At 46.8% G+C, this 13,804-nt stretch carries 11 protein-coding genes; 3 read left to right on the top strand and 8 right to left on the bottom strand.

Annotated features, from left to right (window positions below; all coding sequences use genetic code 11):
- The first annotated feature begins 103 nt into the window (after window positions 1-103).
- The 3 genes from G499_RS0108020 to G499_RS0108010 all read left to right on the top strand — a co-directional run bounded on the left by G499_RS0108020 (window position 104) and on the right by G499_RS0108010 (window position 6,138).
- Window positions 104-4,468 (top strand): CusA/CzcA family heavy metal efflux RND transporter, encoded by a 4,365-nt coding sequence (locus tag G499_RS0108020; protein WP_026999518.1) that lies wholly within the window; start codon window positions 104-106, stop codon window positions 4,466-4,468.
- 12 nt (window positions 4,469-4,480) lie between these two features.
- A complete protein-coding gene (locus tag G499_RS0108015) occupies window positions 4,481-5,620 on the top strand; it encodes an efflux RND transporter periplasmic adaptor subunit (RefSeq protein WP_026999517.1) in 1,140 nt (379 codons plus the stop codon).
- Window positions 5,621-5,712: 92 nt separating this feature from the next.
- Complete coding sequence (locus tag G499_RS0108010) at window positions 5,713-6,138, top strand: hypothetical protein (RefSeq protein WP_026999516.1); 426 nt, start codon at window positions 5,713-5,715, stop codon at window positions 6,136-6,138.
- An 83-nt stretch (window positions 6,139-6,221) separates the two neighbouring features.
- Here G499_RS0108010 and G499_RS0108005 read toward each other — a convergent pair whose 3' ends face one another.
- The 8 genes from G499_RS0108005 to G499_RS21030 all read right to left on the bottom strand — a co-directional run bounded on the left by G499_RS0108005 (window position 6,222) and on the right by G499_RS21030 (window position 13,450).
- Window positions 6,222-7,325 carry a glycosyltransferase family 4 protein gene (locus G499_RS0108005; RefSeq protein WP_026999515.1) on the bottom strand — a complete coding sequence of 368 codons (1,104 nt, stop codon included), beginning with the start codon at window positions 7,323-7,325 and terminating at the stop codon, window positions 6,222-6,224.
- Window positions 7,326-7,335: 10 nt separating this feature from the next.
- Entirely contained in the window at window positions 7,336-7,596 is a 261-nt protein-coding gene (gene yidD / locus G499_RS21475) for a membrane protein insertion efficiency factor YidD (RefSeq protein WP_081413701.1), read from the bottom strand.
- Window positions 7,597-7,667: 71 nt separating this feature from the next.
- A complete protein-coding gene (locus G499_RS0107995; RefSeq protein ID WP_026999514.1) occupies window positions 7,668-9,107 on the bottom strand; it encodes a PP2C family protein-serine/threonine phosphatase in 1,440 nt (479 codons plus the stop codon).
- Window positions 9,108-9,219: 112 nt separating this feature from the next.
- Window positions 9,220-9,738 (bottom strand): dCTP deaminase, encoded by a 519-nt coding sequence (dcd, locus tag G499_RS0107990; RefSeq protein WP_026999513.1) that lies wholly within the window; start codon window positions 9,736-9,738, stop codon window positions 9,220-9,222.
- Between the two features lie 78 nt (window positions 9,739-9,816).
- Entirely contained in the window at window positions 9,817-10,479 is a 663-nt protein-coding gene (locus tag G499_RS0107985; protein WP_081413700.1) for a CAP domain-containing protein, read from the bottom strand.
- A gap of 125 nt (window positions 10,480-10,604) precedes the next feature.
- On the bottom strand, window positions 10,605-10,823 hold the full coding sequence (locus G499_RS22510; protein ID WP_026999511.1) for an ADP-ribosylglycohydrolase family protein: 219 nt from the start codon (window positions 10,821-10,823) through the stop codon (window positions 10,605-10,607).
- 91 nt (window positions 10,824-10,914) lie between these two features.
- Entirely contained in the window at window positions 10,915-11,379 is a 465-nt protein-coding gene (locus tag G499_RS22505) for a hypothetical protein (RefSeq protein ID WP_245576697.1), read from the bottom strand.
- 1,009 nt (window positions 11,380-12,388) lie between these two features.
- Entirely contained in the window at window positions 12,389-13,450 is a 1,062-nt protein-coding gene (locus tag G499_RS21030) for a leucine-rich repeat domain-containing protein (protein ID WP_051296075.1), read from the bottom strand.
- Between the last annotated feature and the right edge of the window lie 354 nt (window positions 13,451-13,804).

Below are 13,804 nucleotides of genomic sequence, written 5' to 3'. Positions count from 1 at the left end.
GTTTGGTACAATGGGTAAGTCTGCCTCTTGTGCTGAATCTATGCTTTATCTGCCCTACACCAGCGGCAGCAATACTTTTATATGCGATTGATTTAGAGACAAAATGCTTAATATCATTATTCGGTTCTCTCTGAAGAACAAACTCATTATAGGCCTAATGACATTGGCCTTGGTAGCCTATGGGATTTATGAAGTACAGCGCCTTCCTATTGACGCTGTACCTGATATCACCAACAATCAGATTCAAATCATTACGGTAGCACCGGCCTTGGGTGCGCCTGATGTAGAGCGGCTCATTACTTTTCCCATAGAGCAGGCCAACAAAAATATCCCCGGCTTGATAGAGTTGCGCAGCTTTTCGCGCTTCGGTCTTTCGCTCATTACCTTGGTATTTGAAGATGCCATAGACATCTATTGGGCCCGACAACAAGTAGCCGAAAGGTTGCTGCAAGTACAGGCAGAAATCCCTCCCGGCTTCGGCCAGCCGATGTTAGCGCCTGTTACGACGGGCTTGGGCGAAATCTATCAGTATGTAGTGAGGCCTAAAAAAGGCTACGAAGACCGCTACGATGCCATGGCCCTGCGCACCATCCAAGACTGGATTGTACGCCGCCAATTGTTGGGAGTGCCCGGTGTGGCAGAGGTCAGTAGTTTTGGGGGTTTGCTCAAACAATATGAAGTAGCCCTCAAGCTCGAAGAGTTGGCGGCCTATCAGACGAGCATAGAGGAGGTCTTTCGTGCCCTCGAAAACAACAACCAAAATACTGGAGGTGCTTATATCGAAAAAAACGAAACCGTGCTCTTTATTCGGAGTGAAGGCCTGATAGGCTCGATAGAAGACATCGGCAATATTGTCGTCAAAAACCTGCCCGATGGCACGCCCTTGCTCATACGCCAACTTGCAGAACTGCAATTGGGACAGGCTCCTCGCTATGGGGCAATGACCTATAATGGCACGATGGAGGTGTCGGGAGCCGTAGTGATGATGCTCAAAGACGGCAACAGCAGCAAGGTAATCCGGCGCATCAAAGACAAGGTAGCCCAAATACAAGAAACACTGCCCGAAGGTGTGGTGATAGAGCCTTTTCTGGACAGAACCAAGATGGTCAATAATGCCATTGATACCGTCAGTAAAAATCTGGCAGAAGGAGCGATGATTGTGGTATTCGTATTGGTTATCTTCTTGGGAAATCTGCGTGCCGGCTTCTTGGTGGCTACCCTTATTCCGCTGTCTATGCTTTTTGCCGTGATTATGATGAACCTCTTCGGGGTAAGTGGCAACTTGATGAGCTTGGGCGCACTCGACTTTGGGCTTATCATTGATGGAGCCGTCATTATTGTAGAATCCGTGATGCACCGCTTGAGCCATAGCCAACAGTTTGCACACATTCGCCGCCTAAGCCAAAGCCAAATGGATGAGGAGGTACAAAAAGCCGCCACAAAGATGATGAACAGCGCCGTTTTTGGTCAGGTAATTATCCTGATTGTATATCTGCCCATTCTCTCGCTCAGGGGTATCGAAGGGAAAATGTTTGCCCCAATGGCCCAAACAGTAGGCTTTGCCCTTATTGGGGCCTTGTTGTTGTCGCTGACTTATGTGCCTGTGATGAGTTCTTTGCTGTTGAGCAAAACACTCAGGCACAAAGCCACGCTCTCAGACAAGATGATGGCACATTTGGAAAAATTTTACCGCAAGGTACTCCTCAAGGTGTTGCGTGGGCAAAAAGTCGTCTTGATAGGAGTAATCGTCCTGCTCGGCTTGTCCTTTTGGATACTCAGCCGTTTAGGAGGGGAGTTTATCCCCAGCCTACCCGAAGGCGACTTTGCCGTCGAAACACGGGTATTGCCAGGAAGCAACCTGAAAACCTCTGTGGAGGCAGTCTCCAAGGCCTCGAAGTTATTGATGGCGCAATTCCCCGAAATAGAAAAAATCGTTAGCAAGACCGGCAGCTCCGAAATCCCCACAGACCCAATGCCCATGGATGCCTCGGATATGATGATTATCCTCAAAAAACGCAGCGAATGGACTTCGGCCAGTACCTATCCTGAGTTGGAGGCGCGTATGGCCGCAGCTTTAGAAGATATTCCCGGGGTCAGCTTTGGCTTTCAATATCCGGTAGCGATGCGTTTCAATGAATTGATTTCGGGCGCAAGACAAGATGTAGTGGTCAAAATATTTGGCGAAAACCTCGATACCTTGGCCTATTATGCCGAAAAATTAGGACGTATTTGCCAATCGGTAGAGGGGAGCACAGGGTTGTATGTAGAGCCTGTTACAGGAATGCCCCAGATTGTGATTCGTTACCATCGTGAGGCCATCGCACAATATGGGGTGGCCATTAGCGACATCAATCGGATAATCAAAACTGCCTTTGCGGGCGAAAGCAGCGGCCTTGTATATGAAGGAGAGCGGCGCTTCGACTTGGTTTTGCGCTTATCAGCCAAACGCCGTACGAGCCTTGCCGATGTCCAAGAGCTGCTGATAAGTACCCCCACAGGTGCCAAAATCCCGCTTTCTACCGTAGCCTCGGTGGCGATAGAGGACGGCCCTAATCAGATTCAGCGCGAAAGCTCCCAAAGGCGTATCATTGTGGGCTTCAATGTGCGAGGCAGGGATGTGCAGAATACCGTGGAGGAACTCCAACAAAAAGTAGCCCTACAAATCAAGCTCCCTCCCGGATACTATGTGAGCTATGGAGGCGCATTCGAAAATCTACAAGAGGCCAAAGACCGCCTGATGATTGCTGTGCCGATTGCGCTTCTGCTGATTTTCTTACTCCTGTACTTCGCTTTCAGGTCTGTAAAATTAGGCTTGTTGATTTTTACGGCCATCCCACTGTCTATCATCGGGGGCGTGTTTGCCTTGGCACTCAGAGGGCTTCCTTTTAGCGTAAGCGCCGGCATTGGTTTTATCGCCCTTTTTGGCGTGGCCGTGCTCAATGGCATTGTACTGATTGCAGAATTTACCCGCCTCAAAGCCGAAGGCCAAAGCAACCTCAAGCGTATCGTGCTCCAAGGTACGGCACTGCGCCTGCGTCCGGTGTTGATGACGGCCTTTGTGGCCTCGCTGGGTTTTCTGCCCATGGCACTCAGCACGGGCGAAGGAGCCGAAGTTCAACGCCCACTGGCTACGGTGGTGATTGGCGGCCTGATGATGGCCACTTTCCTGACTTTGTTTGTCTTGCCGATATTGTACCTGATGTTTCAAGGAAATAAAATCAAAACCCTACACAGCCGACCTATAACAATGGTTTTTGTGTTGGTTCTCAGTGTATTAGCCTTGGTGCCCCTACAAGCACAGCAAGGCTCTCCCCAAGGGATAGGGCTTGAGGAGGCGCTGAGGACAGCACTTGAAAACAATCTTCAAGTAAAAAATGAAGCGCTTAGAGCCAAAGCACAACAGCAACTTCAACATGCCGCCTTTGATATTCCCCAAAGCCAGCTATCGCTACAATATGGGCAAAACAACTCTGTTTTCAGGGATTTTCAGATAGGGATTGCACAAAATTTCAGTTTTCCTACTGTATATAACAGACAAAAAACGCTGCAAGAAGCCCTGTCTCAACAACAGCTCATCGCCCTAAGCCTGCAAGAGGCCAACCTTGTGCAAGCTGTGAAAAAGTTGTTTTATACGATGCTGTATCTGAAAGAGAAGGAGAAAATACTCTCTGCCACGGACAGTCTTTATGCCGGATTTTTGGAAAAATCACGCTTGCGCTTTGCCAAAGGCGATGCCAACCAATTGGAACTGGCCACCGCCGAGGCACAACGCGGGCAGATAGCCATACAGTTACAACAACTGCGCAAAGACTATGCTTTGTTCCGCCTGCATTTTCAGCTCCTGCTCAACACCTCCGAACCCTACGAGCCACAGACCGATGCCTTTAGGCGCAACCTGACAAGCTACCCCGATTCGGCCATGCGCTCCCAACATCCGCGCCTGCGCCTTTTGGGCCAAGCCATACAAGTAGCCGAGCAAACAAGCCGGCTGGAAAAGGCCAAACGCTTGCCCGAACTGGGGATAGGCTATTTCAATACTTCTATTATAGGAGTAGGTGCCGATGATGTATTTTATGATGCCGGACAGCGCTTTCAGTTTATACAGGCCAGTATTGGGATTCCCATCTTCAGCCGCGCCCAAAAAGCACGCATTGCCTCGGCGAAGACCCAAGAAGCCATCGCCCAAAACCAATACCGCCAAGGACTAAAGCAGCTCCATAGCGAATGGCAGACAGCCCTCGAACAATACCGGACAGCCCTTGACAATATAGGCTACTACGAAGCCAATATGATGCCCCAAGTGAGGTTGATGCTCACCACTGCCGACGCTCAGCTGCAAAAAGGAGAAATCAATTACCTCGAATGGTGCTTGCTCATCAATCAGGCTACAAGCTTTCAGAGCAACTACCTCGATTTGGTCAATGAGCTGAATCAGAGCATTATACAAATAGAATATTTACTTGATTAGCCCCCACCGAATATGTTACATAGAATCATCACCTTTGCCTTGCCTTTGGGTCTGATGTTATTGGGCGCTTGCCAGACGAGCCCCACAACAGAAAATACCCCGGAAACACAAAGCACAGACATTGTACAACTTACTGATGCGCAGCTCAAAAATGCTGACATCACCCTTGGCCAGATTGCCTTGCGGCCCATAGCCACCACTCTCAGGCTCAACGGCAGGGTAGAGTTGCCTCCCCAAAACTTAGTGTCTATCAGTGCGCCCCTGGGTGGCTACCTTCGGACGCTGCGCCCGCTGCCGGGAACTTATGTAAAGAAAGGAGAACTGCTGGCACAAATAGAAGACCTCCAGTATATTCAGTTACAACAAGACTACCTCTCGGCCAAGGCCCAACTGAGCTTTTTGGAAAGCGAATACCAGCGCCAGCGCGAACTCAACCAAAGCAAGGCCAGCAGCGACAAGGCCTTGCAGCAAAGCCAATCTGCCTACCAAACACAAGTAGTCTTGCTCAAATCGCTCGAACAAAAACTACAACTCATCGGTCTGTCGCCTCAAGGGCTCAAAGCTGAAAATATCTCCAAAAGCATTGCCATTGTGGCACCGATGAACGGCTACATCTCCGCTGTCAATGTCAATATCGGGAAATATGTCTCGCCTACAGAGGTCTTGTTTGAGTTGGCCAATACCGAAGACCTACACCTAAAGCTCACCGTATATGACAAAGACCTCCCAAAGCTCCGCCAAGGGCAAGAGCTGTATGCTTTTACCAACGACCAAGCCGATAAGCACTACGCTTGTGAGATTATCTTAATCAACCAAAAACTCGACAATAGCAATGCGGCAGAAGTACATTGCCATTTCAAAACGCAGGAGTCCAGAGCGCTCCCCATAGGTACTTTTATGAATGCCATAATAGCCTTAAAAACGGACAGCCTGCCCTCCCTGCCCGATGAGGCCATTGTGCGTTTTGAAAACCAACACTATGTCTTTGTAGCCCAAGGGCCGGGGCGCTTTGAGATGAAAAAAGTAAAACCGGGCAGTAGCGAAAATGGCTTTACCACCTTGCTCGAAGCCCAAAACTTAGGCCAAAGCCCTGTCGTCATCAAGGGAGCTTACAAACTCCTCATGGTACTCAAAAACAAGGAAGAAGAGTAGGGATATCTACCAAACCACGAGACCCTTGAGACTAATATCCGTTATCGTTTCAAAAGCTCATGTTGTTTGGTTGCACTCAAAACAATACACCTATGCAAACAATTTTTGAAAGCCCTTACACTCGTGTAACACTTGACGAATCTCGCTCAGAAATGTGTTATTATTCTACCCCCCAAACAGCTGATCTACCCGATGACGAAGCTTACCAAGCTGATGCCTTGGCTTCTGCTATGGCGATGAAAGACTACCAAGTACAGTTTATCATTACCGACACACGCGACAACAACTACCCACTGTCGCCAGACTTGCAAGATTGGGTCAACATTAATATCAGCCCACTTTGGCATCAGACAGGGGTTAAAAAAGTAGGGGTTATTTTGCCTCAAGAGTTTATTGCTAGCTTGGGCATGACACAGACTATCGAAGATGATAGAGCAGGGGGCAGCGTTGCCGGCAAGCCAGTAATCCAGTACTTTGAGGATTACGAAAGCGCTAGGGCGTGGTTTGCTAGCGCATAAGCAGTACATAGATAAAGATAACAAAATGCACGAAAAGGCTCGCTCCAATTCGTGCATTTTGTTTTATAACAATATCTTATTGTTTACCACTGAGCCATTATTTGCTCAAAACCATCACATTGGGCTTCGTAATGGTAATTTTTAATGACGTGCTCTCGGGCGCGGTCAGTCGCTTTTTGGCGCAAATCGCGGTCGAGGTAATAAATCTGTAGCGCATTTGTAAGGCTTTCGGGGTCAGCAGGGGGCACTAACAAGCCACAAGACCCTTGCAAAAGCAAATCAGGAGTACCTCCGGTATTAGTGCCAATCACGGGAGTGCCCGAGGCCATCGCCTCTAAGGTTACCATCCCGATAGGCTCCGAAAGTGAAGACATCACAAATACATCGAGCGCACGAAAAGCAGCAGCCACATTGCGTGTAAAAGGCCTAAAATGAACGCGCTCCGAAACGCCCAGGCTCATCGCCAACTCTCGAAGGCGCTCTTCATAGCCGGGTTGCTCTAGGGTTTCTTCTCCAATGATGGCCAGATGTAAATCATCGTAGGGCAATTGTTCTAAGGCCATAATACTGTATTCTTGCCCCTTTTGGCGGTCTATGCGCCCAATAGTCCCTGCCAAAAAAACGCCTTTGGGCAAATCCAAAACTTCGCGAGCCTCCGACATAGAGAGGGGATTCTCTACAAAGGGGCGGGTGTCAATACACATCGGGATAAGCTGAATTTGTGCGGCTTTGAGGGTAGTATGTTGAAAGAGTTGTTGTTGCAAATAGCTCAATGGCGTAATCCACGCATCAATCTGACGATACATCCAGCGATGGTAGATGCTTTTTTTGATGAGGTTATACTGCATATGTTGCCAATACGCCAGCTTGAGTTTGGGGAAGTGTCGGTATTTGGCTAGTGCGGCCAAGTATGCTTGGTCATAGTGGGCGATGATGAGCGAAGTACGCCCTTTATCCTGTAAGCGCTGCGCTAGTTGTTTGGCCGCTCCAAAATCAAGATGGCGGCGTTGGTACTCAAAAACCTCTGTTGGGATACCCTCATTGGTAGCCTCCTGATACATCCGGCTCTTGTCATAAGTAATTAGCAAGATGTCGTGTCCACGGGCTTGAAGCCATTTAGAAAGGCGTATGGTATTTAGCTCTAGGCCGCCCCACGAATGAGAACAGCACAAAAAGGTGGCTTGCATGAGCAAAAAATTAGGGTGTGTTGGGCTTGTGAGATGAATGTTGACAATGGCTTGATTTGGGAGGCACAGGGTCATAACCGTGCCCACCCCAAGGGTGGCAACGACCTATGCGCTTCAGGCCTAATCTGAGCCCGCGCCACAAGCCGTGTGTTTCTATCGCTTCTACCATATAGTGCGAACAGGTAGGCTGATACCGACACGCCGAGGGAAACAAGGGTGAAATAGCTACCTGATAAAAACGCACTAATAATATGAATGCTTTCTTTAACATCGGGCAAATATAGCCAAAAAAGCCAATGAGGCAAGCCCCTACTAGATGAACAAATCAAAATCCTTTGGCTATCAAAGCTTTAGCCCCACCACCAAGACATCGTCAGTTTGCGTTTCTTCTGATTCGTTTTTCCAGGTATCAAATGTCTGACTCAAGACCTGTTGTTGTTCGGCCATTGGTAGGGGAGCGCAATGTTGCAGCAAGGCTCTGAACTTAGGCAACATAAATTTTTTACCCAGCGGGCCGCCCATCTGATCGGCATAACCATCCGAAAACAAATAAACAACCGCCTCCGTAGGCAGGGCTATTTGGTGTTGGTCATATATTTTCTCTTCACTATCGCCACCCCCAATAGACTTTGAAGTTCCTCTGACGGTCAGCAGGCTTTGGCCTTGGTCTAGGGTATAGACCAGTGGGCGCTTAGCTCCGGCAAAGTATAGCGTGCGGCTAGGCGGATGCCATACTACCACTGCCGCATCCATACCATCGCGTTGTTGGTGGGCTTGCCCTTGCTTGAGGGTTCGGTAAACCCCTTTGTGCAAGGCTCTGAGGATGTCGGCAGGCATCCGCAGCCCTTGACTCAACATTATGTGGTTGAGCAGCGACTCCCCAATGGTGCTCATCATCGCCCCCGGAACCCCGTGCCCTGTACAGTCCAGCAAGACCAATATTTTGTACTCCTCCTGTTGTGTTAGCCAATAAAAATCGCCGGATACAATGTCTTTGGGACGAAAAAACACAAAATATTCCTCAAAAGCCGCTCTAAGGCTTTCCTCGCCAGGAAGGATGGCCTGCTGAATAAGCTTAGCATACTCGATACTTTCTATCACCTGCCTGTTTGATTCTTCCAAATATTGTTTTTGACTTGCCAATACATCGCGTTGTTGCAAGATCTCCTCGCTCTGTTGTTGTAGCTCTTCTTTTTGTTGATAAATATTTTCTCTAGAGCTACGCAGGGCTACCGTAATCAGATAAATGCGATAGGCAAAAAACATACAATATCCTGCCAAAAACAACATACTAGACAAATTGACTACCAATACCCCGCGCAAGTTCAGGGGCATAGGCCAGAGAGTATAAGGAATCCCAAAGCCCGCCATAATCATCACTACAGCCAAGGGGATATGTCGCAACCCCGAAAACAAGATGGTAGAGGCCAAAATCATAGAGCCGAAAGCAATCAAGGCCCCCAAGGCCCCATCTAGCATATATACACACAGCCCCACAATGAAGTTGTCAAAAAACAAGGTATTGTATATCGGGTTGGGCGGGAATACCTTGCGGGTGGCAATGGTAATGTGTGGGTAGGCCAGTACAGCCAACACAAACAAGAGTACCATAGGCTGCTCTGTCCACGAAATCGGCCAGCGGTAGACCAATGCAATCACGCCTCCTGTAGTATATGCAGCAATCCGAAAGGGATAGAATATCCGCACAATTTTCTCGTTGCGTGCAGTGCGTTTTTGCTGGGGGCTGAGTGTCTGTAAGTAAGGAGTATGGCTAGGCAACATATAGGGGGCTGATACCGTAATAGCCTGCCAATAAGCCGTAAAAATACCAAAAAAACAAGAAAACTTACCTTAAAAACAACGTCAGGAACGGGGTGAACCGCTCCTGACGTTGTTATTCAAAGTCTTTGTATAATAAGCTGGGCTGTACGCCTTCGTTGTGTTGGTATTTACCACTTTGGTATATTTCAAAATCACCCAAGAGGTCGTGATAATATATCTGACAAATCTCTACTCCTGCATAGATACGGATAGGCTGCACACAGAAAATCTCCAGTGTCCAATAGCCTGAGAAGCCTACATCCCCAAACCCTGCGGTTACGTGTACAAACATCCCCAAGCGCCCGATAGAGGAGCGGCCTTCGAGCATCGGCACGAGGTTGGTGGTAGTGGTATGTTCTATCGTACGCCCCAAGTATAGTTTGTTGGGTTCGAGCAAGAGCCCTTCTTCGGGGATGGTCAGCTGGGAGGTTGGGTTGGGCTTTTTCATATCCAACTCATCCGTTGTATAGACCAAAAGCTCGTGATGGAGGCGCAGGTTGTAGCTATTGGGGTTGAGCCGCTTAGGGTCATAAGGAGATATATGGATATCAGTGCCGAGGCGGCGTTCTATTTCTTTGCCTGAGAGAATCATAGTGCAATATTGAGTTGTTTTGTGCTAATGAGCGCAAAATTAGCACAAAAACAGAGGGCTTTCACATTGGAGCGCCTTTTAAAGTTCTGCGGGTAGTTTATCCACTACTGGTGCGCCATCCTTTACTTCGTTGAACCAAGCAAACTTATGAGTAGCATAAAACTTTCCGTCCAACTGAAACACACCCACACCCGATTGTTTGGCGCGGTCGCTGAGCATATTTTGGTTATGCCCAGAAGAGTTGCGCCATTGTTCAAAAAAGGCTTCTCCCATTTGGAGGTAGCTGAGCCCTGTTTTGCCAAAGTTCATCGCAATATTTTCGGCTATACCCGCCTGTCCTGTTGTTGCGGCAGCGCCTGTGGGCAGGTTGCTACCACCGGCCAGGCGTACCCGGTCGCGAGGCTCTGCCCGCTGTTTGTCGCGGCTGTTGGTATGAGAGAAGAAGTTGCCTTCTGCCATTGCCTTCGAATGATGCCAAGAAGCTGCTTCTAATATAGGGCTGTAAGGTAGGGCAGGGAGGTTGTTGCGCAAGCGGTATTCATTAACCAAATAGAAAATCACTGCATTGAGCAGCGGATAGTCTATCTTATTGTTGTTGATGGGTTGTTGAAATATCGTCTGCTGGCGGAAGTTTTGTGGCGTAACTTGCGTATACATACTGCGTTTCCAAGTTGTTTGGGCTTGCATCGCCATAGGCTGACACAAGAGCAACATTAGTATTGCCACGTATAGAGACTTCATATGAGGGGACGTTAGGGTGAATAGTTGAAAATCCAGGGGACTTTCATATACCTGAATTATGTGCTCATACGATGAATCTTTGAAGAGGTTTTAGAATTGGCTACAAAACCTGCATCTCTTCGCCACTAGCGCAGCGGGTATTTTTCCACAAAAGCCTGAACGACTGCTTTCAGGTCTTCGTCCAAGCGTTGCATTACCTCTATGGCGATGCTGTCGGGCACTTCTTTGTAGAAAGCCTCGGCAATGCCACCGGCAATACAGGCCAAGGTGTCGCTGTCGCCACCAAGCGAAACCGCATTGCGAATAGCATCTTCGAGGTTTTCGCTTTCTAAGAAGGCAATCATGGCCTCGGGTACAGAGCCTTGGCAGCTTACATCAAACTCATAGACAAGCCGAGTATCTTCTAGGCTGGTGTCTAGGTTATAGCCAAATCTATCATTGATAAACTCCTTGATGGCGGCCTTGCTTTAGCCTTCTTTGGCCAAAAAAACTGCGGCAGCTACAGACTGCGCTCCCTTGATGCCTTCGGGGTGGTTGTGGGTAATTTCGGCGCTTTTCTGCGCTTCTATCAAAACATCCTCCAAAGTCCTGAAAGCCAAGCCTATAGGCACAACCCGCATCGTCGAGCCATTGCCCCAGCCTATTATAAGGCTTAGGCTGCTCTTCCTGAAGCCATTGCTTAAAAGCACCGCCATAGCCCGCATTGGGGTATTTGCGCCCATAAGCCTGAAGGGTAGGGGTGTAGTCGTATTTGTGGAGCAGACAGTCTGCTACCGCCACGCTCATTACGGTGTCGTCTGCAAAGGTTGATGTCTCTGAAAACAAGGAAAAGTCCTTGATTTTAAGCGGGTTACGCTCATAAATAGAGCCTATAATATCACCGACTATAGCTCCAATCATTGCTTTAGTTTTAAAAGTGGATAATAGTTTGGTACTAATGTGTGCTCAAGTTGTACTTTTTGCCCGAAAATCATACACTCGTATATCAATTATACAGCTTCGGATGACTCGTAGGCATAATAATAGGAATATCAGCTTATATTTTTTATTATGTTAATTAAAATCAAAAGACTAGCCAAATATCGACAAAGAAGGGGCACACTAAGCACTCAAAATTAAAAACTCATAACTAATTTTAGAAAATACGGTACTGAACCTCGTCAGCCTGTTAATATTTATGATGTTTTGATTGTTTCAAATCAAATTGAAAACAAAGCACAGACAGTCCTAAAAAAACCAACAAACGACATTTAGCCAGAAATCGATATCAAACCCGATAATTAGCGGTATAGAGGGGATCGGGGTTTAATATATTAACATAATAAAAATTATACGTACAGTGTAAAAAAGAGTTCTAAAATTTTTCCGCATTTCAGGCTGCTTTGTTTACGGTTTGTTGATTTGTTTGTCTGGTACTATAATCTCTATGACTGTTGTTTGTTTATCTCTGAAGTATTCGTTACCAACTTCTACACTATATGTCTCTAGTTGTTGTCCATCCCGTGCTCAAGCAGCCTGTTGGCTTTGCTTGAAATACCAACAAACAATTAATATTTTCACAAGTATCTGACTGATTATCAGCTTTTCAGTTATAATTATGTTTTTTATAATGGCTTATTATTGAAAATTCGCATAAGACACACATATGGCGCTTATGATTTAAATAAACTGGAAACATAACATAACATAATAAAAAAATACAACGCATTCCTGCTGATGTGTTTTTCCTTGACAATCAAGCCTTTTGGTAGATACATTGTGCTACAATAGTGGATGTTTTTGGAAAAACAGCTCGGAGCTGGGGCTCCTAACAAGCTGAGGCCTTATTTTGGGGGGTAAAATAAAACTTGACCCACAGGGATTTGAAAAATAAAAAATATCCAGTAATGTGGCGATTTTCCATACTCCCCTACCCTTCTTTCTTGATTAATTCTAATATTTTTTTATCTGCCTGAAAATTTGGTATACCCATTATCCAGTTTTTCAGTTTTGGCGTTATCTTGATATCTTGTAGAGGATTGTTGGTGATGTCTAAAAATTGTATATTTTTAAGGTTTGTAAGGCTTTCTGAGAGTGAGGCCAGCTCATTATTCTTGAGATTCAGAAAGGTCAAAGATGTCATTTCTGGAATACATTCTGGTATAGTTATGAGATTATTATGCTCTACAGAAAGGTGTTGTAAGTCTTTGAGTTGTGCGAGCGTGTCGGGCAGTTTGGATAAGTGATTTTGCTGTATTTGTAATTTTTCGAGTTTCTTCATTTCCCCCAACTCCTTCGGCAAGCTACCCAACATATTCCGAGAGAGATTGAGCGTATGTAGTTGGGAAAGCTCCAACACTACCTCCGGAAAGAGCGTAAATTCATTAGAGTTGAGGTTGAGTGCCTCGAGTTGTTGGAGTTGTTCGAAGCCATCGGGCAAGTCGCCGAGCATATTGAGGTGCAGATCGAGCTGTCGTAGGCGGGTCAGGGTTACAAAGCTTTTGGGGAGGTACTCTATGCCGTTATATACCATTTCAAAAGACTCCAACGCTTCTAAAGTAGCGATACGCTCTGGTATTTGGGTGATTCGATTATAATTGAGGTTAAGGGTTTGGAGGGTTTCCAGTCTGAAAATTCCTTCGGGGAACTCCGAAAACTCGTTGAAGTCAAGGTACAGCGCACGCAAAGCCTGGAGCTGGTATAGCTCATCGGGCAAGTAGTTGGTTTTGAACATAGTAGCCCTGAAGGTATCGACTTGATTGTAGAAATGCAGCCAGCCCGGCGATTGCATTTGGCTTGGGGGGCAAATCTGCAAACACATCAGCAAGAGCTGAGGGCTGTCGATGATAGCTTGCGTCAAGTTAGGGTCTTGGGGTAGGTCGTAGCCTTTGAGCAATAGTAGGGCAAGCCTGTGATTGGTATTTTCGGTACTTTCGAGTAAACTTTTAATCTTCGTATCGGCTTCGGGAGGTAAAGATTGTAGTTGTGTCATCGGCTCCACATTTGTTGCGTAAGAGAGAGAGAAGTATGTTTTATTTTTAGAAAAAGGTTCTGAGGCACATCCCGCCCTAGGTCAAAACTGTACCGTATCTATACGCAGTAACTGTGTATGAGGGTTGGGTTTGACCCCAAAGCAGTGTACCAAAGACCTCGCAAGCTAATCAATATACTCAAGTTTTGATTGATAACCACAGTCTTGGTTTAGTTTATAGTACTATTCGCGGCAAAAATACTCAAACATTTGGTTATTAGTCGTATAGGCAGTCGGTGTTTGCCTCAATCTGGGTGCTAAAATAAAGGTTCAAATAGTACGCTTGTCAGATTATTGTTTTCAAAAGCAAGATTG

The sequence above is a fragment of the Eisenibacter elegans DSM 3317 genome, from assembly GCF_000430505.1.
Taxonomy (GTDB): Bacteria; Bacteroidota; Bacteroidia; order Cytophagales; family Microscillaceae; genus Eisenibacter; species Eisenibacter elegans.
Note: the sequence above shows the minus strand (reverse complement) of the source record. Positions and strands in the feature narration are given on the sequence as shown.

Bases quoted from the DNA above. Each gene is read 5' to 3' on its own strand.
- G499_RS21030 (WP_051296075.1), bottom strand. From the start codon at position 13,450: ATGACACAACTACAATCTTTACCTCCCGAAGCCGATACGAAGATTAAA.
- G499_RS0107985 (WP_081413700.1), bottom strand. From the start codon at position 10,479: ATGAAGTCTCTATACGTGGCAATACTAATGTTGCTCTTGTGTCAGCCT.
- G499_RS0108015 (WP_026999517.1), top strand. From the start codon at position 4,481: ATGTTACATAGAATCATCACCTTTGCCTTGCCTTTGGGTCTGATGTTA.
- G499_RS0107995 (WP_026999514.1), bottom strand. From the start codon at position 9,107: ATGTTGCCTAGCCATACTCCTTACTTACAGACACTCAGCCCCCAGCAA.
- G499_RS0108005 (WP_026999515.1), bottom strand. From the start codon at position 7,325: ATGCAAGCCACCTTTTTGTGCTGTTCTCATTCGTGGGGCGGCCTAGAG.
- G499_RS0108010 (WP_026999516.1), top strand. From the start codon at position 5,713: ATGCAAACAATTTTTGAAAGCCCTTACACTCGTGTAACACTTGACGAA.
- yidD (WP_081413701.1), bottom strand. From the start codon at position 7,596: ATGTTAAAGAAAGCATTCATATTATTAGTGCGTTTTTATCAGGTAGCT.
- G499_RS22510 (WP_026999511.1), bottom strand. From the start codon at position 10,823: ATGATTGCCTTCTTAGAAAGCGAAAACCTCGAAGATGCTATTCGCAAT.
- dcd (WP_026999513.1), bottom strand. From the start codon at position 9,738: ATGATTCTCTCAGGCAAAGAAATAGAACGCCGCCTCGGCACTGATATC.
- G499_RS22505 (WP_245576697.1), bottom strand. From the start codon at position 11,379: ATGATTGGAGCTATAGTCGGTGATATTATAGGCTCTATTTATGAGCGT.
- G499_RS0108020 (WP_026999518.1), top strand. From the start codon at position 104: ATGCTTAATATCATTATTCGGTTCTCTCTGAAGAACAAACTCATTATA.